Origin of the sequence: Microbacterium sp. WCS2018Hpa-9, from assembly GCF_031843745.1 — a bacterium.
GTDB lineage: Bacteria > Actinomycetota > Actinomycetes > Actinomycetales > Microbacteriaceae > Microbacterium.
Map to the genome: position 1 here is coordinate 469,617 of NZ_JAVTIY010000001.1, position 26,150 is coordinate 495,766.

General features: G+C 67.6%; 25 protein-coding genes. 5 read left to right on the plus strand and 20 right to left on the minus strand.

Features of this window, described 5'->3' with window-relative positions; translation table 11 throughout:
* Positions 1 to 11: 11 nt before the first annotated feature.
* Both efeO and efeU read right to left on the minus strand, forming a co-directional pair.
* On the minus strand, positions 12 to 1,244 hold the full coding sequence (gene efeO, locus RQG82_RS02455; RefSeq protein WP_311257535.1) for an iron uptake system protein EfeO: 1,233 nt from the start codon (positions 1,242 to 1,244) through the stop codon (positions 12 to 14).
* Positions 1,241 to 2,191: an iron uptake transporter permease EfeU gene (gene efeU, locus RQG82_RS02460; RefSeq protein ID WP_311257536.1), complete on the minus strand. Its 951-nt coding sequence runs from the start codon at positions 2,189 to 2,191 to the stop codon at positions 1,241 to 1,243. Before efeU ends, efeO begins: the two co-directional genes overlap by 4 nt.
* A 159-nt stretch (positions 2,192 to 2,350) precedes the next feature.
* Between efeU and RQG82_RS02465 the strand changes: the two genes are divergently transcribed.
* Positions 2,351 to 3,355, plus strand: a complete 1,005-nt coding sequence (locus RQG82_RS02465; RefSeq protein WP_311257537.1) for a 2-oxoglutarate and iron-dependent oxygenase domain-containing protein — start codon at positions 2,351 to 2,353, stop codon at positions 3,353 to 3,355.
* 6 nt (positions 3,356 to 3,361) lie between these two features.
* On the opposite strand, the gene RQG82_RS02470 is transcribed toward RQG82_RS02465, so the two are convergent.
* The 7 genes from RQG82_RS02470 to RQG82_RS02500 form a co-directional block, all read right to left on the minus strand.
* A complete protein-coding gene (locus tag RQG82_RS02470) occupies positions 3,362 to 3,691 on the minus strand; it encodes a transcriptional regulator (RefSeq protein WP_311257538.1) in 330 nt (109 codons plus the stop codon).
* Complete coding sequence (locus RQG82_RS02475) at positions 3,684 to 4,541, minus strand: hypothetical protein (protein WP_311257539.1); 858 nt, start codon at positions 4,539 to 4,541, stop codon at positions 3,684 to 3,686. The genes RQG82_RS02470 and RQG82_RS02475 overlap by 8 nt, the downstream gene beginning before the upstream one ends.
* Before the next feature lie 155 nt (positions 4,542 to 4,696).
* The gene (gene rpsO, locus RQG82_RS02480) at positions 4,697 to 4,966 is read right to left on the minus strand and encodes a 30S ribosomal protein S15 (protein WP_191718090.1); all 270 of its coding nucleotides are present in this window, start codon (positions 4,964 to 4,966) and stop codon (positions 4,697 to 4,699) included.
* 173 nt (positions 4,967 to 5,139) lie between these two features.
* Complete coding sequence (locus tag RQG82_RS02485; RefSeq protein WP_042541805.1) at positions 5,140 to 5,694, minus strand: YceI family protein; 555 nt, start codon at positions 5,692 to 5,694, stop codon at positions 5,140 to 5,142.
* Positions 5,695 to 5,875: 181 nt separating this feature from the next.
* Positions 5,876 to 6,244: an FKBP-type peptidyl-prolyl cis-trans isomerase gene (locus tag RQG82_RS02490; RefSeq protein WP_056376601.1), complete on the minus strand. Its 369-nt coding sequence runs from the start codon at positions 6,242 to 6,244 to the stop codon at positions 5,876 to 5,878.
* 222 nt (positions 6,245 to 6,466) lie between these two features.
* The gene (locus RQG82_RS02495) at positions 6,467 to 7,162 is read right to left on the minus strand and encodes an alpha/beta hydrolase (RefSeq protein ID WP_311257540.1); all 696 of its coding nucleotides are present in this window, start codon (positions 7,160 to 7,162) and stop codon (positions 6,467 to 6,469) included.
* A gap of 16 nt (positions 7,163 to 7,178) precedes the next feature.
* Positions 7,179 to 8,519, minus strand: coding sequence for a PrsW family intramembrane metalloprotease (locus tag RQG82_RS02500; RefSeq protein ID WP_311257541.1), 1,341 nt, complete (start codon positions 8,517 to 8,519; stop codon positions 7,179 to 7,181).
* A gap of 88 nt (positions 8,520 to 8,607) precedes the next feature.
* On the opposite strand from RQG82_RS02500, the gene RQG82_RS02505 reads away from it, so the two are divergent.
* Positions 8,608 to 9,477, plus strand: a complete 870-nt coding sequence (locus tag RQG82_RS02505; RefSeq protein ID WP_311257542.1) for a fumarylacetoacetate hydrolase family protein — start codon at positions 8,608 to 8,610, stop codon at positions 9,475 to 9,477.
* A 68-nt stretch (positions 9,478 to 9,545) separates the two neighbouring features.
* On the opposite strand, the gene RQG82_RS02510 is transcribed toward RQG82_RS02505, so the two are convergent.
* Complete coding sequence (locus tag RQG82_RS02510; RefSeq protein WP_311257543.1) at positions 9,546 to 11,006, minus strand: aspartate ammonia-lyase; 1,461 nt, start codon at positions 11,004 to 11,006, stop codon at positions 9,546 to 9,548.
* Between the two features lie 93 nt (positions 11,007 to 11,099).
* Positions 11,100 to 12,014, minus strand: a complete 915-nt coding sequence (locus tag RQG82_RS02515) for a phosphodiesterase (protein ID WP_311257544.1) — start codon at positions 12,012 to 12,014, stop codon at positions 11,100 to 11,102.
* A gap of 79 nt (positions 12,015 to 12,093) precedes the next feature.
* Between RQG82_RS02515 and RQG82_RS02520 the strand changes: the two genes are divergently transcribed.
* Entirely contained in the window at positions 12,094 to 12,660 is a 567-nt protein-coding gene (locus RQG82_RS02520; RefSeq protein ID WP_311257545.1) for a TetR/AcrR family transcriptional regulator, read from the plus strand.
* 25 nt (positions 12,661 to 12,685) lie between these two features.
* On the opposite strand, the gene RQG82_RS02525 is transcribed toward RQG82_RS02520, so the two are convergent.
* Positions 12,686 to 13,021 carry a peptidase gene (locus tag RQG82_RS02525; RefSeq protein ID WP_311257546.1) on the minus strand — a complete coding sequence of 112 codons (336 nt, stop codon included), beginning with the start codon at positions 13,019 to 13,021 and terminating at the stop codon, positions 12,686 to 12,688.
* Entirely contained in the window at positions 13,018 to 14,382 is a 1,365-nt protein-coding gene (locus RQG82_RS02530; protein WP_311257547.1) for an inorganic phosphate transporter, read from the minus strand. The genes RQG82_RS02525 and RQG82_RS02530 overlap by 4 nt, the downstream gene beginning before the upstream one ends.
* 159 nt (positions 14,383 to 14,541) lie before the next feature.
* Here RQG82_RS02530 and RQG82_RS02535 point away from each other — a divergent pair, with 159 nt between their 5' ends.
* Entirely contained in the window at positions 14,542 to 16,641 is a 2,100-nt protein-coding gene (locus RQG82_RS02535; protein ID WP_311257548.1) for a S9 family peptidase, read from the plus strand.
* A 70-nt stretch (positions 16,642 to 16,711) separates the two neighbouring features.
* Here the strand turns inward: RQG82_RS02535 and RQG82_RS02540 are convergent, their stop codons facing one another.
* From RQG82_RS02540 to truB, 6 genes are all read right to left on the minus strand, one after another.
* On the minus strand, positions 16,712 to 17,740 hold the full coding sequence (locus tag RQG82_RS02540) for an ATP-dependent 6-phosphofructokinase (RefSeq protein ID WP_042541814.1): 1,029 nt from the start codon (positions 17,738 to 17,740) through the stop codon (positions 16,712 to 16,714).
* A gap of 223 nt (positions 17,741 to 17,963) precedes the next feature.
* Positions 17,964 to 20,108: a DEAD/DEAH box helicase gene (locus tag RQG82_RS02545; protein WP_311257549.1), complete on the minus strand. Its 2,145-nt coding sequence runs from the start codon at positions 20,106 to 20,108 to the stop codon at positions 17,964 to 17,966.
* A gap of 208 nt (positions 20,109 to 20,316) precedes the next feature.
* Positions 20,317 to 21,270, minus strand: a complete 954-nt coding sequence (locus RQG82_RS02550; protein WP_311257550.1) for a bifunctional riboflavin kinase/FAD synthetase — start codon at positions 21,268 to 21,270, stop codon at positions 20,317 to 20,319.
* Positions 21,267 to 21,710 (minus strand): hypothetical protein, encoded by a 444-nt coding sequence (locus RQG82_RS02555; RefSeq protein ID WP_311257551.1) that lies wholly within the window; start codon positions 21,708 to 21,710, stop codon positions 21,267 to 21,269. Before RQG82_RS02555 ends, RQG82_RS02550 begins: the two co-directional genes overlap by 4 nt.
* Positions 21,711 to 21,764: 54 nt before the next feature.
* Positions 21,765 to 22,133 carry a hypothetical protein gene (locus RQG82_RS02560; RefSeq protein ID WP_311257552.1) on the minus strand — a complete coding sequence of 123 codons (369 nt, stop codon included), beginning with the start codon at positions 22,131 to 22,133 and terminating at the stop codon, positions 21,765 to 21,767.
* Positions 22,130 to 23,023 carry a tRNA pseudouridine(55) synthase TruB gene (gene truB, locus RQG82_RS02565; RefSeq protein WP_311257553.1) on the minus strand — a complete coding sequence of 298 codons (894 nt, stop codon included), beginning with the start codon at positions 23,021 to 23,023 and terminating at the stop codon, positions 22,130 to 22,132. Before truB ends, RQG82_RS02560 begins: the two co-directional genes overlap by 4 nt.
* Before the next feature lie 109 nt (positions 23,024 to 23,132).
* Here truB and RQG82_RS02570 point away from each other — a divergent pair, with 109 nt between their 5' ends.
* Positions 23,133 to 24,035 (plus strand): A/G-specific adenine glycosylase, encoded by a 903-nt coding sequence (locus RQG82_RS02570; protein ID WP_311257554.1) that lies wholly within the window; start codon positions 23,133 to 23,135, stop codon positions 24,033 to 24,035.
* 9 nt (positions 24,036 to 24,044) lie between these two features.
* Here RQG82_RS02570 and RQG82_RS02575 read toward each other — a convergent pair whose 3' ends face one another.
* A complete protein-coding gene (locus RQG82_RS02575; protein ID WP_311257555.1) occupies positions 24,045 to 26,000 on the minus strand; it encodes a helix-turn-helix transcriptional regulator in 1,956 nt (651 codons plus the stop codon).
* Positions 26,001 to 26,150: the final 150 nt, after the last annotated feature.

Sequence of the window (26,150 nt, forward strand, 5' to 3'; positions counted from 1 at the left end):
TACCCTTCGAATCAGTCGAGGACTGTGCCCGTGAGCTGCGACAGCGGCTCGGCGAGAGCGTTGATGAGGTCGGTGAACTCGCGCTTGTCAGCGTCGGTCAGCTCCGCGTAACCGACGAAGCCCGCCTCGAGCGAGCCGTGCGCTGCCAGCGACTCTTCGAGAGCCGCGTATCCGTCCTCGATCTCGGTCACGAGCGCGGCGCCGTCATCGCCCTGCGCGGTGGCGAAGTCCTGCACGAGCGAGAAGGCCATCTTGGAGCCCTCGACGTTGGCCGCGAAGTCGTAGAGGTCGGTTCCCGACCACCAGTCCTCTTCTCCCGAGATCTTGCCGGTCGCGACCTCGTCGAGCAGCGCGATCGCACCGTTCGAGATCCCGCCGATCCCCTGGTCGTCCAGAGCGGTCGTGAAGTCGTCGGAGTGCACGTAGTCGTAGAGCTCCTGCACGTCTGCGAGCAGCTGGTCGCCGTAACCGGCGCGCTCTTCGGTCGTCGAGGGAGCCCAGTCCTGCCAGGCGGGCGTCTCGCCGTCGGCGTTGAGGGCATCCTGCGCCGGCACCCAGAGGTCCTTCTCGATGCGGTGGAAGCCGGTCCAGTCGAGCCCCTCGGCCACGGCATCGACCTCTCGGTAGTCGATTCGGGGGTCGAGGGTGCCGAGTGCCTCCGCCACGGGCTCGATGCGCTCGTAGAACGCGCGGGTCTGGGGGAAGAGCGCGCGAGCGGCCTCGTCGTCGCCCGACTCGTAGGCGGCGACGAATTCGTCGACGGAGGGAACCAGCTGACCCACCTGGTCTTTCACGAACGCCGCGTACAGGTCGACCGCCTGCTGCTTCTGCTCCGAGTCCTCTCCTTCGACCTCGACGCGGTCGCCCGTCACCGTGAACTCCGACTTGCCGACGCCCTCGCCGATCATTCCGGGCTTGCACAGAGTGAAGTACTTGCCGGGCTGCGCCACCACGGTGAGCGTGCGGGAGGCGGCCGGCGCGATGTTCTCGACCTCGCCCACGATGCGCAGTCCGTCATCGGCGAGCAGGTAGAACTCCGAGGTCTGTCCGCTGTCGTTCGTCACGTCGAACGTGAGCGTGCCGCTCTCGGCGGTCGTCGCGGAGACGGCGCACTCGGAGTCGGTCGATGAGACATCGAATGCGGCGCCTGCTGCGACGTCGCTCTTGGCGACGCAGCCGCTGAGGACGAGTGCTGCCGCGCCGGCGGCGGCGACAGCACCGAGGATTCGGCGAGAGGTGGTCATGCTGCTCCTTGCTGGGTGAGAGTGGGGGTCGAGACGTCGCGGTCTGCGGACGTAGACGAACGAGGCGTGCTCGGCCGACGGGAACGCAGCCCGCGGACGAAGAAGAATCCGACGACGACGAGGTAGACAGCCCATGCCGTCACCTGGAGCCACGTCATCCGCGGCATGAAGCCGACGGTCGCCTGCAGGATGGTGGCCCATGCTCCGTCCGGGGCGATCACGTTCGTCACGTCGAACGCCCACCCGAACGGGAACGCCGCCCAGCCGAGCGCGACGGCACCGGTGACGGCGTCGATGGGGGCCGCGGAGGTGAAGGGTCCAGGCAGGGCACCGGCCTCCTGCAGATCCATGATCGCGTAGGCGAGGACGCCGGCGGCGACGATCACGAGGAAGCCGCTCGTCCAGGTGAAGAACCGGCGGAGGTCGAGTCGGACGGCACCGCGGGCGAGCAGCCATCCGATCACGACGGCGGTGAGGAGACCGAGCATCGCCCCGAGCAATGCAGTGGGGGCGTCTCCGAAGGACTGGACCATCGACCACAGGAGCAGGGTCGTCTCGATCCCCTCTCTGGCGACGGAGACGAAGCCGATCGCGATCAGCGCCCAGAGGCCGCCGTGCGTCAGAGCACGGTCGAGTCCCCCTTCGAGCGTCGCCTTCATGGTGCGCCCGGCCTTCTGCATCCAGAAGATCATCCAGGTGACCATGCCGACGGCGAGCAGAGAGAGCAGGCCGCCGATCAGCTCCTGCGCTTCGAACGTCAGCGAGTAGGCGCCGAAGGTGAGGATTGCACCGATTCCCAGGGCGAGGGCGATCGCCAGCCCCACACCCGCCCACAGTCTCGGCAGAGCGTCGCTTCTGCCCAGACGACGGAGGTAGGCGACGAGGATGCCGACGACGAGAGCGGCTTCGAGGCCTTCGCGAAGACCGATCAGGAACGTTGCGAGCACGGAATGGAGACTCTCTGAGGTGAAGACTGAGGTAAGGCATCCCTTACCTCAGAGAGATTATCACCAGATCGCCGTCGCCTCGTGCACGTGCACGAGGCGACGAGAGTAATGCGACGCAACACTCGACCGTCCGCCTCGCGACCGATTTACGCTCGATGCATGGCTGATCTCTCGCTCCCCATCCTCGACCTGTCCCAGCTCGATGCCGGCCCCGAGGCCGCGGCACGGTTCCGAGACGACCTGCGTGCAGCGACGCACGATGTGGGCTTCTTCTACCTGACGGGCACGGGGGTCTCCCCCGAGCTCGAAGCGCGCCTGCACCGGGCCGCGCTCGATTTCTTCGCGCTGCCCGAAGACGAGAAGCTCGCGATCGAGAACGTCAACAGCCCCCACTTCCGCGGATACACCCGTGTCGGCGGCGAACGGACCCAGGGCAAGGTCGACTGGCGCGAGCAGATCGACATCGGCCCCGAGCGCGAACCCATCGAGGGCGGACCGGCCTTCAACCGCCTCACCGGCCCCAACCTGTGGCCGGCGGCCCAGCCCGAGCTCAAAGCGGTCGTCACCGAGTGGCACGACACGCTGACCGAGGTCGCACACAAGCTGCTGCGCGCCTGGGCCGTCACGCTCGGAGCCGAGGAGTCGTACTTCGACGAGCCCTTCCGCGACCCGTCGACCCTCATCAAGATCGTCCGCTACCCGGGCAGCAATGAGCCGGAGCCCCAGCAGGGTGTCGGCGCGCACAAGGACTCCGGCGTGCTCACCCTGCTCTGGGTCGAGCCGGGCAAGGGCGGGCTGCAGGTGGAACGGAACGGCGAGTGGGTGTCGGCTCCGCCCGTGCCCGGCGCGTTCGTCGTCAACATCGGTGAGCTGCTGGAGTACGCGACCGGGGGCTATCTCAAGGCGACCAATCACCGGGTGATCTCGCCCAAGGCGCCGGAGGAGCGGATCTCGATCCCGTTCTTCTTCAACCCCGCCCTCGATCAGCAGCTGCCGCTTCTCGAGCTCCCGGCCGACCTGGCCGCAGAGGCGACCGGCATCACCGAGGATCCGAGCAACCCCATCCACGCCACCTACGGCGAGAACGCCATGAAGTCCCGGCTGCGCGCGCATCCTGATGTCGCGGCCATCCATCACCCCGACCTGGTCGGCACGAAGGCCTGATCTCGATCACAGCGCCGGGCCACCCCCGAGCGCGACGATCTCGCGCAGCGCCTGGAGGTGGCCGGCAAAAGCCGCACGGCCGGCCGCGGTCGAGTACACCCAGGTGCGAGGACGACTGCCGAGGCTTCCCTTTCGCGCAATGACGTACCCCGCCGCCTGCAGGTGCGTGATGGCTTTGCTCAGCGGCGAGTCGCCGCACTGGAGTATCTCGCGCAGGGTTGCGAAGTCGAGCTCGATGCCGTCCCCGAGCGAAGCCAGAAGCGAGAAGCGGATCGGGGACGCGAAGTTGTCGTCGAGCCGGGTGCGAGGGTGCGGCGCCGCGGGCCTGTCAGTCACGCAGATCACGCCCCGGCATGAAGGAGACGGCGACGAACAGGGCGATCATCGCGGCTCCCGCCAGCACTCCCCCGCCGACGGGAATGGGGAGCAGGACGACCGCAGCGAGCGCCGAGATCGAGACAGCGAAAGCGGCCAGCTGCGGCCAACGCCAGGAGGCACCGATCGCGGGAAGCCCGATGTCGGTGCTGAACGCGAACATCCATACGAACAGCATCAGCAAGACGAGCATGACCAGAGTGCTCGTGAGGACTCCGCCCGGCGCCGACGCGAGCATGATCAGCACCCCGAGTGCGACACCGACGAGGATCGTTCCCCACCGAACGACGCGCGAAAGAGCCCGTGACTGCGAGAGCGGTGGGCGGACATCGTCGGAAGCCCGAGCGAGCTGCACCGCACCATAGCCACCCAATCCCAACAGGACGAGCGCGGAGGGGATCAGCACCCCGATGGCCGGGAAGCCCGGCGCCCAGACCGCGAAGCCGAACACGACGAGCGCCACGGCCATGAGCAGCCCGCCGGCGAGCAGCATCGGCCACCTCGACCACGAGAACCGCCTCTTCATGCCACTGCGCTGCGCCATTCCGCTCGCAAGCTGAACCCACACGAGGAAGCTGAAGACGAAGGTCTGAGACGCGAGCACGTTGTCTCCCCGGAGTGCGAGCGCCAACACCGCCAGATACGCCGCCGTGGCCACGGCATCGACGATCTGCAGCCAGGCGAGAGCTCGACGGTCCACCGCGCGTTCACGGCGCGTGGCGACCGCTGCCGCCTCCTCGAGATACCTCTGGGCGATGTTCGCGCTCGGAGGCGCGAGCACCTCGTAGCCGTCGACAGGTTTCTGCTCCATGACGCCCCCCTCGCGCTTTCCACTTGGAAAGCTCCTTACTTTCCTAATGGAAAGTCAGCACGAGGTCAACCCCTGGAACATGACGAAGGCCGCCCCACACCTGGGGCGGCCTTCTCAAGAATGTTCTGCGCGATTGTACGCTGGTTCGCTTCGCGTTATCGGCGAAGGCCCAGGCGCTCGATCAGCGAGCGGTAACGCGCGATGTCGATGTCCTGGAGGTAGCCGAGCAGACGACGGCGCTGACCGACGAGCAGGAACAGCCCACGACGCGAGTGGTGGTCGTGCTTGTGCTCCTTGAGGTGCTCGGTGAGGTCCTTGATGCGCTGCGTCAGCATCGCGACCTGCACCTCGGGGGATCCGGTGTCACCGGGGTGCGTCGCGTACTCTTCGATGATCGCCTTCTTGACGTCTGATTCCAGTGCCATAGATTCGATCCCCTCTCTGCTTGTTGCGCGGTGCCCGGCGCCTGATGCGCGAGCTCTCTTTATCCGCGGCCGATCAAACGGCAACCTGAAGAGTCTACCAGGCATGAACGCGCTCGAGTGACGCAGAGAACCCCGAGCCCTGAGGGCCCGGGGTTCTCGTTGACTGCGGAAGATCAGTCCTGCTGCAGAGCGCCCTGCAGGTCGAGGCTGATCGTGACATCCTTGCCGACCAGCACGCCACCGGTCTCGAGGGCTGCGTTCCACGTCAGGCCGAAGTCCTCGCGGTTGATGACCGTCTTGGCCGAAGCGCCGGCCTTGTAGTTGCCCCACGGGTCGGAGCCGAAGCCGCCGAAGTCGAGCTCGAAGCTGACGGGCTTGGTGATGCCGCGGATCGTGAGGTCGCCGTCGACGAAGAGCTCGCCGCCCTCGGCGCGCGCACCGGTCGACACGAACTCCATGGTCGGGAAGTTCTCGGTGTCGAAGAAGTCGCCTGAGCGAAGGTGCGTGTCGCGCCCTTCGTCCTTGGTGTCGATCGACGTGACGTCGACACTGGCCTCGACGCGAGCCTCGAGGGGGTTCTCGGGGGCGATCAGGGTCGCGCTCTTGACGCCGAAGGTGCCGCGCACCTTCGAGATCATCATGTGGCGCACGCTGAAGGTGACCTCGCTGTGCGACGGGTCGAGCACCCAGGTGCCGGGACGGTAACCGGGAATGTCGATGCTGGTCATGGTTTCTCCTCGGGAGACATCAGCCGCTTAGCGCGGCAACGGATGAGGGGCCGTGTTCACGGCGTCACGCGTTACAACTTACATGCACATGCATGTATTCCCTGAACGCCCAGATTCTCGTCCCGCAACGAAGAAGGCGCCGTGCCCACGAGGGGCTCGGCGCCTTCCGGCGTTGATCGGGTCAGCCTACGGCGACGAGATCGATGATGAAGATGAGGGTCTTGCCCGAGAGGAAGTGACCTCCGCCGACAGGGCCGTACGCGAGGTGCGGCGGGATGACGAGCTCACGGCGTCCGCCCTCCTTCATCCCGGGGATGCCGTCCTGCCAGCCCTGGATCAGGCCGCGAAGCGGGAACTGGATGGTCTCGCCACGACCCCAGGACGAGTCGAACTCCTCGCCCGATTCGAACTCGACACCGGCGTAGTGCACGGTCACGGTGTCGCCGGGCTTGGCCTCGGCGCCGTCTCCCTCGATGAGGTCGCGGATGACGAGCTCCGCGGGGGCGGGTCCGGTGGGGGCGTCGAACTCAGGCTTTGTGCGATCAGTCATGCTCTCCATCAAACCCGAGCCGTGGGGCGCGGGTCAACGGGATCGCTCCGCTGAGGGCGAAACGGCGATGCGCACTCGCTCGCGCGCTCCAAGCCCTTGACACCCGCGCACACCGGGTGCACCCTGTTTACAGATCAACTCAGCGCCCGGTAGACATGCAGGCATCGCCGCAGCACCGGGCGCTGAGTCTTGGCGCAGGGTGCTCTTCGCGAACCTTCAGCGTCAGGAGCGACGCACCTCGGCCGAGTACTCGACGAGCATCGCCGCGAGCTCGTCCGGTCGGCTGAGCGCGACGCAATGGCCGGCCCGGATCTCGTCAGCGACGACGCCGAGGCGATCGCGAGCGAGTTCTCGGAGGAACGCATCCGGAAAGAATCTGTCCTCCGTGCAGACGATGACCTTCGTCGGCACACTCGGCCAAGCAGTGAGCGGCCACGGCGCAGCCATCGAGGCCTCGGACGGATGCGCTCTCTCGCGGCCCATCGCCTCCTCTGCCAGGGCTCGCGGTACGTCGTGATAGAAGGCGACGAGCGGATCATCGTTTCCCGTGAGACCACCATCGCGAGCCGCCTGCGCCTCCACCGAGGCGAGGAAGCCGGTGTTCGACCACCACTCACCCGGTGACTCCCCCGGCAGGGGGATCATCGCCGCGAGCATCACGAGCGCGTCGGCTGCCAGCTTCTCGGCGACGATCGGCGCAGTGAACCCGCCGAACGAGTGACCGACCACGATTCCGCCGGGTCGTCCGCCGACCGCATCCACCACCGCATCCGCGTAGTCGAGCAGGGTGAGCGACTCGTCATCACCCGGCAGGTCGGGTGCGATCACCTCGTGTCCGTGCTCCCGCAGGACAGCAGCGAGCCGATGCCAAGACCATCCTGTGTCTCCCGCTCCGTGAACGAGGATGAAGGTGGCCATCACGGGGCTTCTTCCCTCAGTACGCCAGGAGGGCGGCCCGCGTGGCGCGCGTGCGTGCGAGCAGGGCCTGCTCATCTGCCGGAGCCATCGGGTCGCGACCCGTGATGGCCCGCTGACGGACCGATGCCAGCATCGTGGCGTCCTTGATGAACTCGCGCATCAGCGGACGTCGATCACCGCGCAGCTGCGATGCCCAGGCAAGACCGGTCTTGCGCCCTGCCGGGGTCGCCAGCATCGTGACTTCTTCCGGGGTGAACCATCCGGCAGCCGCGTAGTCGCCGAGCCGAGCCTTCGTCAAGCGCGATTCCTCTCGCCGCAGGGCGATGATGCCGAAGATGAACCCGACGAACAGCGGCACCTGGAGGACGAAGTAGAGGAGGAAGAAGTTCGCGAAGGACGATCCGTTCCACAGCCCATGCAGCACCATCGCGCCCAGCATCCCGAGAAGGCCGAAACCGAGCGCGGCACCCGTGGAGGCATGCCGTCGAGCGGCCAGCCCGATCGCGAGGCCGGTGAGCGACGTGAACATGGCGTGCGCGAACGGCGACATGATCGCACGCAGGATGAACGTCACGGTCAGCTGCTCGCCGCCGCCCTCGATGAGGCTGATCGCGAAGTACTGGATGTTCTCGGTGAACGCGAAGCCTGCGCCGACCAGTGCTCCGTACACGACTCCGTCGACAGGTCCGTCGAACGACCGACGCGCGATGAGGAAGATCAGGAAGACTCCGAAGCCCTTCCAGAACTCCTCGACGATGGGAGCCTGGATGACAGCGCCCGCGACCTCACCCCGGAGTCCGAGGACGGCAGTGAGCCCCAGGTCGACGAGAAGCGTGAGCCCCACGGCGGCGATGGCGCCCCAGGCGATCGCGAAGAACACGAGCGACTTGGGCTCGGGCTCCCAACGGTCGATCATGCGCACGACGAAGAAGACGATCGCGAGCGGGACGAGCGCGAGCACGAGACCGATGATCGATGCGAGCGGGCCGAGGAACAACCCGAAGTAGGCGATCAGGCCGAGCATCAGCAGACCGAGGAAGCCGAACAGCGAGAAGAGGGCGACGCGGCCGCCTCGTCGTGCGGCGGGCAGCGCAGGAAGACCGGGGGCAGGCGAAGGCGCGGCAGGGGCCGGAGGGGAATAGGGGGTCGGCTGGGCCAGCACCGACGCGTATTCCGGACGCTGGGAGAACTGCGCCGGCGCGTAGCTCGACTGCGCGTACTGCTGAGCGGAGTACTGCTGCGGATACGCCTGCGGCTGCTGCGGATGTGTCGGGGGTTGCTGAGGATACGTCGGCGGCTGCTGCTGCGCGGGGGGCGGCGTATATGGCGATGGCTGGGACGGTCCTCCGGAACTCATAGCCAAAGCATATGGCGAACAATCAACTTCCCCCGGGTCTGGTGACTTCCTCCAGCCAATCGAGCCGAGCAGCGGATAGCGTAGGAGCATGCGGTTCGCTCATCTGCGTCGTGCCGACTCCCCTGCTGCGCATCTCGCAGTGGTGGAGGGTGCCGATGCCATCCTCGTCTCCGATCTCCTTCCCGACCCCCCTGCGACGCTTCAGCAGCTGATCGAGGGTGGAGAGCAGACGCTCGCCGCGCTTCGCGCCGCTGTCGAGAGCGGCACCGCCACCCGGCATCCGCTCGAGGGCTGGGCGTTCGCGTCAGCGGTGATCGCTCCTCCCGCGGTGCTCGCAGTCGGCCTCAACTACGCCGCGCACTCGAGCGAGCTCGGCCTGAAGACCGATGCGGCTCCGACCGTCTTCACCCTGTGGCCCAACTCGCTCACGGGTCACGAGCAGACGACGTCGTGGCCGCGAGCGCTGAGCGAAGCCGTGGACTACGAGGCGGAGCTCGGCGTGCTGATCGGCACGCCGGCGAAGGACGTCGCAGAGGCCGACGCCCTGTCGCACGTCTGGGGCTACACCGTCGTCAACGACATCACCGCTCGAAACGTGCAGTTCTCCGAGGCGCAGTGGTCCCGGTGCAAGTCCTTCGACGGCTTCACCCCGACCGGTCCATTCGCCGTCACGGCCGATGAGGTCGCCGACCCGCAGGATCTGCACATCTGGGCCGTCGTGGATGGCCAGACCGTGCAGGACGCGAGCACCGACCAGATGGTCCGATCGGTCGCGAAGCTCATCGCGCACCTCTCGCAGTCGCTGACTCTGCTGCCTGGGACGCTGATCTCCACGGGCAGCCCCGGAGGAGCCGGCTACTCGCGCGACCCGCAGATCTTCCTTCGCGATCGTTCGACCGTGACCGTCGGAATCGACGGGATCGGCGAGCTCACCACCCACTGTCGAGTGCTCGACTGAATCGGATTCCGCGCACGCGGACATGAGAAGGGGCCCCGGCGTCGTGCGCCGGGGCCCCTTCTGCACTTTCAGATCTCGATGAGGTCCTCGGCCGCGATGATCGGAATCGCAGCGGTGATCGCCTCGAGACCGGACAGACGTGCGGGCGACAGCTGCTTGATGACCTCGTCGCGGGACATCAGGCCGGCCTCGACGACCAGGTCGGCCACATTCCGGTTGGTCAGCAGAGCCGTCTTCGCCAGAGCGGCCGCGGCAGCGTATCCGATGAACGGCGTCAGAGCCGTGATGACGCCGACCGAGGCGCCGACCATGGCGCCGAGACGATCGCGGTTCGCGGTGATTCCGTCGACGCAGTTGACGCGCAGGGTCCACATCGCCTGACGCATCCAGGTGATCGACTGGAAGATCGAGTGGGCGATCACGGGCTCGAAGGCGTTGAGCTGCAGCTGCCCCGCCTCGGCTGCCATCGTGACCGTCATGTCGGCACCGGCGACAGCGAACGCGACCTGGTTGACGACCTCCGGGATCACCGGGTTCACCTTGCCGGGCATGATGCTGGAGCCCGCCTGCATGGCCGGCAGGTTGATCTCGCCGAAGCCCGCCTGCGGACCCGACGACAGCAGTCGCAGGTCGTTGCAGATCTTCGACAGCTTCATCGCATTGCGCTTCAGCGTCGACGAGAAGGACATGAACGAGCCGGTGTCGCTGGTCGCCTCGACGAGGTCGCGCGCCGTGACCAGGTCGAGCTCGGTGATCTCGCGCAGGTGCTTCAGCACGGCAGGCGCGTAGTCGACGTGGGTCGTGATGCCGGTGCCGATGGCCGTGGCCCCCATGTTGATCTCGAACATCAGCGACGCGTTCTCGGTGAGGCGCGTGTGATCGTAGCCGAGGGTCGAGGCGAAGCCGTGGAACTCCTGGCCCAGGGTCATCGGCACGGCGTCCTGCAGCTGCGTGCGTCCGACCTTGAGCACGTCGTGGAACTCGTGGGACTTGTGGAGGAACGAGATGCGCAGCAGATCGAGCTCTTCGAGCAGCGAGCGGAGCGTCAGCGACAGACCGATCTTGACGGCAGTCGGGTAGACGTCGTTGGTCGACTGGCTGCGGTTCGTGTGATCGATCGGCGAGAGGAACGCGTAGTCGCCCTTCTCGCGCCCGGCGAGCTCAAGGGCGATGTTGGTGATGACCTCGTTGGCGTTCATGTTCGTCGAGGTGCCGGCGCCGCCCTGGATCACGCCGACGGTGAACTGGTCGTGGAACTCTCCGTCGATGACCCGCTGAGCTGCCCGGTCGATCAGGTCGGCGCGCTCGGGGTCGAGGACCCCGATCTCGCGATTGGCCCTGGCGCTGGCCTGCTTGACCATCGCGAGGGCGACGACGAGGTCGGGATAGACCGAGATCGGACGCTTCGTGATCGGGAAGTTCGCGTCGGCGCGGGCAGTGTGGATCCCCCAGTACGCGTCGGCGGGAATCTCCATGCTCCCGAGCGAGTCGGTCTCGATGCGGGTGGGGGCAGGCGCGGCAGAAGCCATGTCACATCCTTGTGGGTAGTGGCGAGTGTGTGGTGCGGGGGATGCATCCAGTCTACGCCTGCGTGCATGCGCCGCCGGGGATACGACGGCGGGTCAGCGTTTGCGCGAGAAGGCTTCGAGGCGTTCGTCGGGGCTGAGCAGTGCCATCTTCTCGAGCCATGCCATCGAGAAGTGATCGCCGGTCGGCGCGTCCGTCACCGGAACCACGGTGTGCGTGATCGTCTCAGGACGCACATGCACGATCTGGAAGGCCTGCGCGGCATCCATGCCGTTCACGTCGGCTGCCGGGCGCGCGACGTTCATCGTGTAGCAGGTCGCCGAAGACACGCTGACCGGAACGCCCGCGAAGGTGCCGTGCGAGGAGTAGTGCAGGTGGCCGGCGAGGATGCCGCGCACGTCGGTGTCGCGGATGACCGCCGCCAGTTCGTGCTGGTGCCTCAGCTCGAGGATGTCGAAGAGCGGCAGATGGCTCGGCAGCGGAGGGTGGTGCATCGCGAGCAGAGTGCCGTGCGGCGCCGGTTCGCGCAGGACCTCTGCCAACCACGACAGCTGGCCGGCGTCCAGGTCGCCGTGATGCCACCCCGGCACGCTCGTGTCTAGCGCGATCAGCCGCAGCCCGTCGAGGTCCCACACTCCCGTCACCGGCTCCTGCGTCGGGGGCAGGTCGAGCAGCCCCTCTCGCAGCGCCGGGCGCTCGTCGTGGTTGCCCGCCACCCACACGATGGGCGCCCCCAGCTCCTGTGCGACGGGCTCCACTGCGAGACGGAGCCGCCGGTAGGCGTCCGGCTCCCCCAGATCCGTCAGGTCACCGGTGATGACGATCGCCGCGGGATGCGGGTGCACGGCCCTGATCGCCTCGATAGTGCGGGCGAAGTTCGACTCGACGTCATAGCGTCCGCCGAGCCGCACACCGTTCGCCAGGAAGTGCGGGTCGCTCACGTGGATGATGACGTGAGTCGCGGGCTCGTGGCGACCGAAGACGAACTCGCTGTTGGATGGCGCTGGCATGGTCTCAGCCTAGGCCGCACGGCGACATCGGACCATGACGGCTCCACGGCAGCTGTAGTAGTCACGGTAGGGTGCTCGGATGGCGAAGAACGAGACGAGGCGGCGGATCATCGCGGACGCAGGGCTGTCCGTTCTGGCGACGGACGGTTCCCGCGGGCTCACTCACCGCGCCGTCGACATCATGGCCGGCGTGCCGGTGGGCACCACGTCGAACTACTTCCGCAGTCGGGATGCCCTCGTCGAGGGCCTCGTCGAGCGGATCGGCGAACGTCTCGCCCCCACCGCCCGCGACCTCGCCCGCCGATCATCCGAGCAGCCGAGCAGGGAGCTCTTCGCCGACTATGTCAGAGACATCGTGCGTCGTCTGACCGACGACCGCGATGTCACGCTGGCGCTGTTCGAGCTGAGGCTCGAGAGCAGCCGACGCCCCGAGGTCGCCGCCCTCCTGGGCGCCTGGCAACGAGCGGGGTTCGATGCGGATGTCGCGTTCAACACGGCAGCCGGTCTTCCCGGGGGCCGACGCGAGATCGCGCTGTTCCACTACGCGATCGACGGGCTGCTCCTCGACCGGCTGACTTCTCCGATCGACCCCGACACGTCGACCGACGAGATCGTCGACGACCTCGTCGCCGGCCTCCTGAACTGAGTCCGGACGACGCCGGACGCGGTGGTCAGTGCCCGACGACGATGATCAGGATGCCAGCCACCACAGCCACCGCGCACAGCGCGAAACACCCGTAGGCGCCGTACTGGGCGATGCCTCGCTGCGCCTCGGTCAGCGGACTCTTCTTCGCCGCTTTGGCGGCCTGCTTCGCCGCCCGCTTGACCTCCTTCTCGGAGATCACGGTGATGGCGTCGGTGAACTCCGCCGGACTCACGACCGGCGCATGTCCGCTGCGGACCAGCAGCCGCAGGCCGAACGCATAGAACGTCACGACGGCACAGGCGCCGATCAGAGCCGCGAGGAACACCTGGACGAATGCGCCCCATTCGATGCCGACACTCACTTCGACTCCTCGCTGTTCGCCTTCTCCGGGCTGTCCGTCTTCGTCACGACGCCCGTCTTCGGCGCCTTCTTCGCGGCCTTCGCCGCAGCCTTCGACTTCGCGTCGGCCCTGGCCTGGGCCTTGGCCCGCTCTCGCGCCTCGGCGCGGGCCTTCGCCTCGGCCTTGGCCTCGATGATCCGCTGCTGCCTGCGCGTGGGCGGCGTCGTGTCGGGGTGCTCGATCGCGAGCCCCGACTCGGCGACGTCGCTCATCGCGTTCGCAGAGGTCACGGCGTCCTTGCGAGAGCGGAGGAACAGACCGATGATCACGGCGAGCGCGAGGACCGTGTCGATCGCGATGCCCCAGAGCCCGAGCCACGTGATGAGCAGGGCTGCGAGAGCACCGACGGCACCTGCCGCCGGAAGCGTGAGGAGCCAGCCGATGGCGATGCGTCCGGCGGTCCGCCAGCGAACCGTCGAGCCGCGGCGGCCGAGACCCGAACCGATGACCGAACCCGATGCCACCTGGGTGGTCGAGAGCGCGAAGCCGAAGGCGCTGGAGGCGAGGATGGTCGCGGCCGTCGAGCTCTCCGCCGAGAAGCCCTGTGCCGGCTTGACCTCGGTCAGCCCCTTGCCCAGCGTGCGGATGATCCGCCACCCGCCGAGATACGTGCCGAGGGCGATCGTGACCGCACAGGCGATGATGACCCAGAGATAGGGATCCGCCTGCTCGCTGCTCTGCCATCCGACCGTGATCAGCGCGAGGGTGATCACGCCCATCGTCTTCTGGGCGTCGTTCGTGCCGTGCGCGAGTGCCACCAGCGACGACGTGAAGATCTGACCCCAGCGGAAGCCGTCTCGTCCGTCGGGCCTGCCGTCGTAGCGCCGGGTGATCGAGTAGGCGAGCTTGGTCGCGGCGAACGCGATGATGCCGGCCGTCAGCGGGGCGATGAGCGCCGGGAGGATGATCTTCGACAGCACCATGCCGAAGTCGATGCCGCCGACCCCGACGCCGACCAGCGTGGCTCCGATGAGACCGCCGAAGAGCGCGTGGGACGAGCTCGAGGGCAGACCCAGCAGCCAGGTCAGCATGTTCCAGGTGATCGCACCGATGAGACCGGCGAAGATCATCGGGAGGAACACGTCGCCTTGGATGGTGTCCTCGCGGATGATCCCGTGCGACACGGTCTTGGAGACCTCGGTCGAGAGAAACGCCCCGACGAGGTTCAGCACCGCTGCGAGAAGAACGGCTGTCTTGGGCTTGAGCGCGCCTGTCGCGATGGGCGTGGCCATCGCGTTGGCGGTGTCGTGAAACCCGTTGGTGAAGTCGAAGAAGAGTGCCAGTGCGATAACCAGCACGACGATGAGGGCTGCGGTTTCCACCGTTCGCTTTCGGTCGTTGAGGAAGAAAGGAGAGGTGTCGACGGGATCGACGTGACGAACGAAGAGTTCACCGTGGGTTTTACTTCCGTTAACCGGCCCCGGTAGATCCTCCCACCCTGCCGGGTACCGGTCAACTCGACCTGGGCTAGCGTGGAACTCGTGACTGATGCCCCGATCGCAGACCGCCGCTCGACTCTCCGCGTGCACCACGGCGACACATTCGATGATCCCTACGAGTGGCTCCGCGAGAAGGAGTCCAGCGAGGTGATCGCACACCTCGAGGCCGAGAACGCCCACACCGAGGACCAGCTGACCCATCTGGCGGATCTGCGTGAGACGCTGTTCCACGAGATCAAGGACCGAGTGCAGGAGACCGACCTCTCGGTGCCCACGCGGCGCGGCGACTGGTGGTACTACAGCCGCACCGAGGAGGGCGCGCAGTACGGCATCCACTGCCGAACCGCCGCCGCCGAGAACGACTGGACTCCCCCGGTGCTGGAACCGGGCGTGGCGGTGCCGGGCGAGACCGTGCTGCTCGACGGCAACGTCGAGGCCGAAGGGCACGAGTTCTTCTCCCTCGGCGCCTTCGACACCTCGGACGATGCGACGAAGCTGCTCTGGGCCACGGACTTCGAGGGGGACGAGCTCTATACGGTGCACGTGCGCGACCTCGGCACCGGCGAGACCCTCCCGGATGAGATCCCCGACACCGGTGGCGCGTTCTTCACGCCCGACGGCACCGGGATCCTTTACACGACACGCGATGACGCGTGGCGCCCTGACACGCTGTGGCTGCATCGCCTCGGCACGCCGGTCGCGGACGATGTGAAGCTCTTCCACGAGCCCGACGAGAAGTACTGGCTCGGCGCCGGCATCACCCGCAGCCGCAAGTACCTCGTGATCGCCGTCGGATCGAGCATCACCAGCGAGGAGTACCTCGTCGATCTCGCGGGCGACCTGACCGCCGCACCTCAGGTCGTCTGGCCTCGCCGCGAGGGCGTCGAGTACTCGCTCGAGCACGCCGTGGTCGACGGCGAGGACCGCCTCTACATCCTGCACAACGACGGCGCTCTGGACTTCGAGCTCGTCTCGGTGCCGGCATCCGATCCGCAGAGCGATCGCCGCGTGGTGCTCGCGCATGAGCCAGGACGCCGGCTGCTCGGGATGGATGCGTTCCGCGACTTCGCGACGGTGGAGTACCGCCGCGAGGGGCTCGAGCGTGTCGGGCTGCTCGACTACGCGACGGACGCGGTGGACGACATCGCCTTCGACGAGCCCCTGTATTCAGCGGGCGTCAGCGGCAACCCGGAGTGGCACTCGCCCTTCCTCCGACTCGGCTACACCTCGTTCGTGACCCCGGGCACCGTCTACGAGCTGGACCTCGCCACCCGCGAGCTCCACCTGCGCAAGCAGGTCACCGTGCTCGGTGGGTACGACCCCCTCGACTACGGCCAGAAGCGCGACTGGGCGACAGCATCGGACGGCACCCAGGTGCCCATCTCGCTCGTCTGGAAGCGCTCTTTCGGCGAGCCGGGCTCAGAGGCGCGACCTGTGCACCTCTACGGCTACGGATCGTACGAGCACTCGATCGATCCCGGCTTCTCGGTCGCACGGCTCTCAGAGCTCGACCGAGGGATCGTCTTCGCCGTCGCGCACGTCCGCGGCGGCGGTGAGATGGGCCGGCAGTGGTACGAAGACGGCAAGCTGCTGAACAAGCGCAACACCTTCACCGACTTCGTCGCGTGCGCCGAGCACCTCATCGAGCAGGGCGTCACGTCTGCTGAGCGACTCGTCGCCGAGGGCGGAAGCGCCGGCGGGCTGCTCATGGGGGCGGTGACGAATCTCGCTCCCGAGCTCTTCGCCGGAGTGCTGGCGGCTGTGCCCTTCGTCGACGCGCTCACGACGATCCTCGACCCCTCGCTCCCCCTGACGGTGATCGAGTGGGACGAGTGGGGCGACCCGCTGCACGGTGCCGATGTCTACGAGTACATGAAGTCGTACTCGCCGTACGAGAACGTCCGTGACGGGGTGGACTATCCGCGGATCCTGGCGGTGACCTCGCTCAACGACACCCGAGTCCTCTACGTGGAGCCCGCGAAGTGGATCGCCGCCCTGCGCGTCGCCGGCGCGGCCGACGCTCTGCTCAAGTGCGAGATGGTCGCCGGTCACGGCGGTGTCAGCGGTCGCTACAACTCGTGGAAGGAGCGCGCTTTCGAGCTCGCCTGGATCCTCGACACGGTGGGCCTCGCCTCGGAGTGACCGGGGCTGACCCGGTGCGCTCACGCGTGCCGGGAGCAGGCGGATGCCGACGGCACCGCCTGCTCCGGTCTCAGCCGAAGAGCGCTGCGGCCTCGTCGTAGCGGCTGCGGGGAACCGTGTTCAGCTCTCCCAGCGCCTCTGCGAACGGGACGCGGACGATGTCGGTGCCCTGCATCGCGACCATCTGGCCCCATGCCTTCTCGACGATCGCGTCGGCCGCGTGGAGCCCGAGGCGGGTGGCGAGCACACGGTCGAACGCAGACGGGGATCCGCCCCGCTGGATGTGCCCGAGGATCGTCGCGCGGGTCTCGATGCCCGTGATGCGCTCGATCGCGGGTGCGAGCTGATCGCCGATACCCCCGAGACGAGGGCGGTTGAAGGCGTCGAGGCCCTTGTCGCTGTAGGCCTCGTCCATCCCGAGCAGCTTGAACCCCTCGGAAACGACGACGAGCGGCGCGCGACCGCGGTCGTGTGCGCTGGAGACGAGTGCGGTGATGTCGTCGATGGACATCGGCACCTCGGGGATGCAGATGGCGTGCGCGCCCGCCGCCATGCCCGCATGCAGAGCGATCCAGCCGACGTGCCGACCCATGACCTCGGCGACCATGCAGCGCTGGTGGGAGTCTCCCGTGGTGCGCAGACGGTCCATCGCGTCCGTGGCGATGTTGACGGCCGTGTCGAAACCGAAGGAGTAGTCCGTGGCGCGAAGGTCGTTGTCGATCGTCTTCGGTACACCGATGACGTTGATGCCGTCCTTGGCGAGGCGGTCGGCCGCTGCGAGGGTGCCTTCTCCGCCGATCGCGATGATGCCGTCGATCTTGTGCCCGTACAACGTCTTGGCGATGTTCTCAGCGCCACCGCGCTCGCCCTCATAAGGATTCGTGCGGCTGGTGCCCAGGATCGTGCCGCCGACCTTCGACAGGCCCTTCACCTCGTGCCGGGTGAGCGGGAAGAAGTCGCCGTCGACCACGCCTCGCCAGCCGTCGCGGATGCCGACGAACTCGAGGTCGTAGGTGGTGGTGCCCTTGAGCACGATGCCGCGGATGACCGCGTTGAGTCCGGGGCAGTCGCCGCCGCTCGTCAGAATGCCGATCTTCATGCTTGCCTCAGACGGTTCAGGGGAAGGGGGAACAGGCGACGGTGCCTGCGATCGACACTAGCGCTCCGAACCGACCGGGCGCCATTCGGGACGATGAAAACCGGGGATCTTGCCGGAGTTACGCGACGATTTGCGAGAAATGAGCGAACTAGTCGGGTGATACGAGAAATCGGCGTCAAGAACCAAAGTTCTTAACGCCGACCTCCCTGGTAGTGAGCGCGTGTCACGCGGCCCCGAGCGCCTCCCGGAGCAGATGCATGAGAGCGCCGAGCTGCACGGGCTCGGCAGCAGCCTCGTCGAGGGCTTCACCGTCGAGCGCACGTGCTGCGAGACCCTGCTTCTGATCGATGAGCTCTGCGATCTTCGCGTCGATCGTGTGCGCCGCGATGATCCGCCAGGCGGTCACCGGCTCGTCCTGACCGATGCGGTGCACCCGGTCGATCGCCTGCGTCTGCTCGGCCGCTGTCCACGACAGCTCCGCCAAGACCACGTTCGACGCCGCCTGAAGGTTGAGACCGACGCCGGCAGCGGTCAACGAGCACACCGCGATACCCACGGTGGGGTCGCTGTTGAAATCGTCGATCGCCTGCTGGCGGACGGTCGAGTTCTGGTCGCCTCGGATCGAGACCGACCGGATGCCGACAGAGGCGAAGTGAGCCTCGGCCTGATCCATCACGTCGATGTGCTTCGCGAAGAACACGACCTTGCCCACCGACCGCTGGAGCTGGGCTGCGTAGTCGGCGGCCAGATGTGCCTTCGCCTGCCCGATGCGGCGCACCATGGTGAAGACGTTGTCTCCGCCGGTGCCTGCCGCCTTCGACTCCTCGAGCTCGTTCTGAGCGACCAGACGCACGATGTCCTGGTCGATCTCGCCCGGCGCGAGTCCGCGGTCGCCTCGCGCCTCGAGGATCCGCCGGTAGCGGGCGGAAAGTCGCTCGCCCAACTCGCGCTCGGCCTGACGGATGCCGCGACCGAACTCGTCGTCCAGCTGCACGGGGAGGTCGGCGATGAGCTTGTCGGGCAGATCGGCTGCGACGTCCTTCTTCTTGCGCCGGACGATCCCCATCGAGATCACCGCTTCGCGGGCCTCGGGGTAGAACGCCTTGTCAGCAGGCGTGAAGCCGGTCGCGTCGAGCTTCTCCATCAGCTCAGGCCCCGGCTTCTCACCCGTGGTCCAGCCGAGGAAGCGCCAGATCGCATCGAAGTCCTCGACGTCGTTGATCAGCGGTGTGCCCGTGAGCGCGAGCATCAGCGGGTTGCCGCCAGGGGTGCGCTCGCGCACGCGGTTCGCGAGCGACAGGACGTTCTGTGAACGCTGAGAGCTGAGGTTCTTGATGAAATGCGCCTCGTCGACGACCATGCCCCGAAGACCGATCGACGCGAGCCACGACATGTGACGGTCGAGGATCTCGTAGTTCACGATGAACACGTCGGCGAACGCGTCGATGTCGGTGCCATCACCCTGGATCACCGTCGCCCTGCGCTGCGGAGTCCATCGCTCGACCTCTCGCGCCCAGTTCATCTTGACGACGTTGGGCACGACGACGAGCAGCGGGTAGGCGCCGGCGACGGATGCGGCCAGCACCGACTGCGCGGTCTTGCCGAGTCCGGGCTCGTCGGCGAGCAGGAAGCTCCTGTGTCCTTCGCGCACCGCTTCGAGGAAGCGCGACTGGTGCACCATCACCTCGAGGCCCTTGGGCGAGAGGTGGTCGTACTCGGGGGCCGGCGGCAGGTCCATGCTCGCGGCTCCTCCCCCGGCTCCGGTCTCGAACGCCTTGTACAGGGGACCCATGAGCTCCCAGCCGTCCAGGCGTCGACGCGGGGTCGTGGTGGCGCGCGGGGTGAGATCCGGCGCCAGGAACGGGTTCGCCAGCTGACGCGCCTCGAGGGACGGCGGAGTCACCTGGCGCTCTGCGATCCCGGCGGACACCATCGGCGTGTGCACGGGGGCGACGTCGGCGATGATGAGCTCTTCGGGGGCCAGTTCGGCTCCGGATTCGAGCAGCCAGTCGCGTCGCATGCGCTTCGCGACCGGTGAGGTCGCCTGATCGGCTTCGAGAAGCTGGATCAGCGAAGTGTCGCGAGCTGCCGTCTTCGCCAGGATCGTGGCCACACCGTCGAGCCGCTTGAGCAGCTCGGCGCGGGCGGCGTCGACGATCTCGGGATCGGCTTTGACTCTCGCGCGCTCTTCGCGAACCAGGAACGCGATCACCTGGAACTTGACCCGGTTCGTGGGCCCGAGCTTTCCTCGCTGCGACTTCGCCTCGATCTCACGCACCTTGCGGGCGAGGATCGGGATGAGGGGTGCCTCATCATCGCGACGAGACGTCTTCTTGCGCCGTGTTGCGGCGGTTGCCGTGGTCGGCATGCTCCTCCTGAGCGTGAAGGCCGGAGCATCCGTGGATGCATCGGCCGTTCTCGGTGTCCGCGTGTGGCGTGAGCCAGGACCGTACGAACAGTAATTCCGGTGATCGTCTACGAGCGAATGACGCGCGAGGATCAAGGACCACCGAGACACATTCTATGCCATGCCACCTGAGCGACGCAGATCAGGACACGCAGAGTTCGAGTGGAGTTCAGCTGGAGCGGCGCGAGAGCACGCTCTCGGCATCCGTCACGTCGGTGGCCATCTGCGCCTTCAGCTTCTCGATCCCCTCGAACGCGACCATGCCGCGCAGACGCTCGACGAATTCGACGGTCACGTCGTGGCCGTACAGGTCGAGATCGGTCTCGCCGATCACGTGCGCCTCGACCTGACGCTCGAGCACGTCGTCGAAAGTGGGGTTGGTGCCCACCGAGATCGCTGCCCGGTGCCTGAGCCCCGTCTCGTGGTCGACGAGCCATCCCGCGTACACCCCGTCGGCAGGGACGAACGAGTCGACGGATGCCGACAGATTCGCGGTGGGGAAACCGAGTTCCCGTCCGCGCTTGAGTCCGTGCACGACCTCGCCGCGCACGTCGACGTTGCGGTCGAGCACGCGGGCGGCGGCGGTGACGTCGCCGGCCATCAGCAGTTCACGGATCCACGTCGACGAGACGCGACGGTCGGATCCGTCGAGGAACACGTCGTCGACGACCTCGACCGCGAATCCGTACCTCGGCCCGAGCTGTCTGAGAAGCTCAGGGTCTCCTGCTCCGCCCCGACCGAACCGGAAGTCCCTGCCCACGAGGACCGTGGACACGTGCAGTGCCCCGGTCAGGATGCTGGCCACGAAGTCTTCGGCGCTGCGCGCCGCGAGTTCGGCGTCGAAGGTCAGAAGCAGCGTGGCGTCGAGCTCGAGTTCGCCCAGCAGCTCCAGCTTGCGCTCGACCGTGACCACGTTCTCGGGGCAGCGGTCCGGTCGAAGCACGGCGAGCGGGTTGCGGTCGAACGTGACGGCGACGGCGCGGACTCCCGACTGCGCCGCGATCTCCTTCAGACGCCGGATCACCGCTCGGTGGCCGGCGTGCACGCCGTCGAACTTGCCGATGGCCACCGCGGAGGGGCCGAAGCCGTCGGGCACATCGCTCGGGTCGCGGAAGACGATCATGCGCTGGCCTCGGCGTGGAGAGCAGGCTGAGCCTCGGGGGTCGGCCTGTGGGTGCGCAGCCACCAGATGCCGAAGATCGGCAGCACGAGCGGGATGAACAGATACCCTCGCCCGAACATCGACCAGACGGTGTCGTGCGGGAACAGCTCGGGGAAGAAGATGCTCAGCGCGCCGACCACCAGGACTCCGGCGAGCTCGAAGACGATCGCCACCCACGCCACCGCGTACCAGCCGCGTCGACTCGCGAGAACCAGGGCCAACGTGGCGAGGATGTACACGACAGCCGCGAGTGCCGAGAGGGAGTAGGCCAGAGGCGCCTCGTCGAACTGTCGGAAGATCTGCACGAAGCTTCGACCGGTCGCCGCCAGCGCCATCACGGCATAGACGATCACGAGGACACGGCCGATGCCGGTCATGCGGGAGGTGGGAACGGTGGTCATAGCGTCCTCCATTCTAGATCCGGGCGGGAAGACGCGGATGCGCGCCCGACCCGCTCAGGCCACCTGAATGGTCCAGATGACGTGCATGCGCCACACCATGATCGCGACGGCGAACGCAGCCACACCGAGGATCACCGTGCTCCAGCGGCTTCTCTCCATCAACGCCCACAGCACGGCGCCTATCGGCAGCAGCACCGCCGAGACCAGATAGACCCAGTACTCGAGCAGGTCGCCGGTCGGAGGGTTGCCGGCCAGGGGCGCCACGATCGCGACCACCACCTGGACCACGAGGAGCAGCTCGACCAAAGCGAGCGCTCCGACGGTGTAGTCGCTCGGACGCCGGCCCGCCAGACCGAGTGCGACGCAGAACAGCCCCGCCACGGTCGCGACCGCGACCTGAGCGATGGTCAGCCAGAGGATCATCTGGCTGCCTCCGGCATGTTCATGGCGCTCTTGAGATCAGCGCCACGCCTCTCGACGACGCCGACGAGGACGCCCTCCTCGTCGATCGCAGCCGCAAGAGAGCCGGTCAGTCGATCGGCCTGTCCCACGAGCCTCTTGCCGTGGCGCAGATCTCTCGCTTCCGCAGTCGACACCGACAGCGGATCGAGAACCCTCGCTGCCGCGGCGGCCGGGGTCAGCAGCGCCGTCTCCACGACATCGTCGACGGTCACGGCATCCGCGACGTCGAAGTCGCCGACGCGCGAGCGCCGCAGCGCCGTGAGGTGCCCGCCGACCCCGAGCGCGGCACCCAGGTCACGAGCGAGCGAGCGGATGTAGGTGCCGGACGAGCAGTCGACGACGACGTCGAGATCCAGGAACCCGTCACCGGAACGCTCGGCGATGAGCTCGAAGCGTGAGACCGTGACATCGCGAGCCGCGAGCACGACCTCTTCCCCTGCGCGCACGCGGTCGTAGGCGCGGCGTCCGTCGACCTTGATCGCCGACACCGAACTCGGCACCTGCGAGATCGCACCGGTGAGCGCACCGATCCCGGCGGACACCCGCTCGGGGGTCACCGAACCCCACGACTCGGCAGAGGCCCGCGTCAGGATCTCACCATCGGCGTCATCCGTGCCCGTCGTCTGCCCGAGTCGGATCGTGGCCTCGTAGGTCTTGTCGGCTCCCACGATGTAGGTGAGCAGTCGCGTCGCACCCTCGACGCCGATCACGAGCAGACCGGTGGCCATGGGGTCGAGCGTTCCGGCGTGCCCGACCTTGCGGGTGCCGAGCGCACGCCTGGTGCGTGCGACGACGTCGTGGCTGGTCAGTCCAGCTGGTTTGTCGACGAGGAGGATGCCGGGCGAGACCATCTCTCAAGCCTACGATGCGTCCGAACGCTCTACCGCACGTCCTCCCTCGCTCGCGCCCACGCCGGCCCTCGACCCTCGGACGGGATCCCGGTTCGCCTAGGCTGTCGAGGTGCCTTCGCCATCGCTTCCCGCCGCCGCCGAGGTGTCGCTGCCTCTCGCGGACTGGTATCGAGGCGCCGCACGCGATCTGCCGTGGAGGCGCCAGCGATTCCACGAGGACTTCGGCGCCTGGGGCACGCTGGTCAGCGAGTTCATGCTGCAGCAGACTCCCGTGAACCGGGTGATACCGCACCTCGAGGCCTGGCTCGACAGGTGGCCTACCCCCTCGGCGATGACTGCCGCCACGACCGCCGAGGTGCTGCAGCAATGGGCCAACCTCGGCTATCCCCGCCGCGCGCTGTGGCTGCACCGCGCCGCGGTCGAGATCACAGAGCGACACGGGGGCATCGTTCCCAACGACGTGGACGCGCTGCTGAAGCTCTCAGGCATCGGCGACTACACCGCCAGAGCGGTGGCCGTCTTCGCCTACGGCGACCGACACCCCGTCGTCGACACGAACACACGTCGCGTGATGGCGCGCGCGATCCTCGGTCAGGCGCAGCCGGGGCCGCCCTCGCGCCGCGATCTGGAGCTCATGGATTCGCTGCTCCCCGCGGATGTCGTCGATTCCGCCGTGTTCAACGCGGCGGCGATGGAGCTGGGCGCGACCGTGTGCACGGCGCGGTCGCCGCGCTGCGACGTGTGCCCTCTGGTCGGCGTATGCGCGTGGGTGGCCGCGGGGCGACCGGACACCGGTGACACCCGGAGACGCCAAGCGACCTTCGAGGGCTCTGACCGGCAGACGAGAGGAGCCGTGCTGCGGATCCTGCGAGACGCCGCACCCGACCCTGTGCTGATCGACTCCGTGCTCGCCGAGTGGCCGGATCCTCTTCAGCGCGACCGTGCGATCGACTCGCTCATCGCCGACGGCCTCGCCGAGGCTGATGGCGAGATGCTGTCGCTCCCCCGCTGACTCCGAGAGTCAGACGAACTGCCCAATGCGATGGGCCAGCACGGTGAGCTCTACGCGGGTCCTGACCTCGAGCTTCGCGAAGACCCGGCCCAGATGAACTTCCACCGTGCGCACCGACACGTGCAGCGAGTCGGCGATGTCGCGGTTCGGGGCTCCGCCGACCGCAAGCATCGCGACCTCCAACTCTCGAGCGGTGAGCATCGATTCCCAGACTCGGCGGCACGATGAGAGCGGGTCTCCGGTGGCGGCGCCGTCTGCGATCTCCACCCGCTCGAGACGCACCGCGATCGCCTTCGCCCATGCGGTCGCACCGGAGACCTCGAGGAGGTTCCTCGCCATCGTCAGATGCTCTCTGCCGATGGTGAGGTCGCCCTTGATCAGTGACCTCGTGCCGATCATCGCCTCGACTCTCCCGCGCGAGAAAGGCGAGGTCAGGCTGCGCGCGGCGGCGACGACCAGTGGACGCTCGACACGCCATTCGTCATCCGAGCAGCTGGTGATCTGCACCCGCAGTCGCTGGGCGAGAGCGATCTCGGGCGGCTCGATCCGGTGCGGACGCCACGATGCGCCATGCGTGACGACGATCGCCTCCTCGAGCCCGGGAACAGACAGCGTCGGCTGCGGAGCTCCGCGGTCTCTCCAGAGACGCATGCACGCCGCAGCCTCGGCTGAGTTGCCCGCCAGGAATGCCTCGATGCCACGATCCACGAGCTGATCGATGCGCCCAGGGGCGGGAAGAGCGGCTGTGAGAGCCTTCGCGAACGGCCCGAGATGACCGAGAACCGCAAGATCGAGACGTCGGGCGATGACGACGCCGAGTCCGGCGAACGGCACAGCGACGGGCAGCTCGAGAGCTGCGCGCAGCATCCGGTCGCGCGCAGCGCCGATGTCTCCCCGCCACATCAGAAGCAGGACTTCGGCGACCGCCCGATACGCCGCGACGAGCGGACTGAGCTCGAAGCCCGCGACGAACGGGTCGACTTCGACACCGACCGCCGAGTCGCCCGCGGCGAGCAGGCTGAGGCCCCTGTCGACGTCTCCGTCGACAGCCGCTCGCAGGGCCCGGAACATGCTTCCGGTGAGCGGACCTGCGCCGCGCACATCGTCCCTGTCGCCGTCGCCGATCACGAGCCAGGCGAGCGCGACGACCGGGTCTCGAAGTTCTCGATCGGCCCCGACGCGCGCGCTCGCCTTTCTGAGAGCGTCGAGCCACGGCCGCATCCCCCGGCGGTCGCCCCGCTCGGCGCACAGCATCGCCGCGAAGGCCGAGGCCCGAGCCCACGAATACCAGTGGTCGGCATCATCGACGCGTGGCTGGATGACGCTCGTGTCGACCTCAGGCACGGCCCCGCGGAGATGCGCCTCGGCGACGAGCAACCCGCCGAGACCCTGCAGACGATAGAGCTCGTCACCACCGGGAAACAGACTCCCCAGTCGTCGCGCCGCCTCGACCGCGTACCCCGCGGCGATCGCCGCGACACCGGCGACGAGAGTGGCCTCATCCCGCTCGATCCCGCTCGAGTGCGCGGCCGCCTCTGCCGCGAGGTGGAAGGCACGCTCGCTGAGTCCCGCCTCCGAATGCTCCCTCGCGATGCGCGTGAGCTCGCCGGCGGTCACCGGTTCGCCGTGCATAGCCGCACGAGCGCCGTGCCAGTCGGCATCGACCCGCTCGCCGCGTGCGTCGAAGAGTCGGTGCAGTCTCGAATGCACCGCGGCGGCCGACGAAGACGCCGTCGTCGCGCGCAACCAGATCGCCAGCCGAGGGTCCGCGAGGCGGACTCGGCCCGCGTGGATGTCGAGAAGCGCTCCGAGCGGACCACCGGCGAGTTCTGCGGCCGACCGTCCCGCGAAATCCACCAGCGGGTCGAGCCTGTCGTCGAGCCGCAGAGACACGGCGACCAGGACCTCACGGTCTCGATCATCGAGCTCAAGCTGAGCGAACAGCGCCTCGACCGATGGCACCATCGGCAGCGGCGACGGGAGCGCCCTGAGACCGTGCCGCTGATCAGTGTCGAGTCGAGCCGCGACCGCCAGGATCGTCTGCGGATCTTCTGACAGCTCGAACGCGAGTCGCGCCGCGACATGCGGCGCGCAGCTCAGACCATGCTCGAGAAG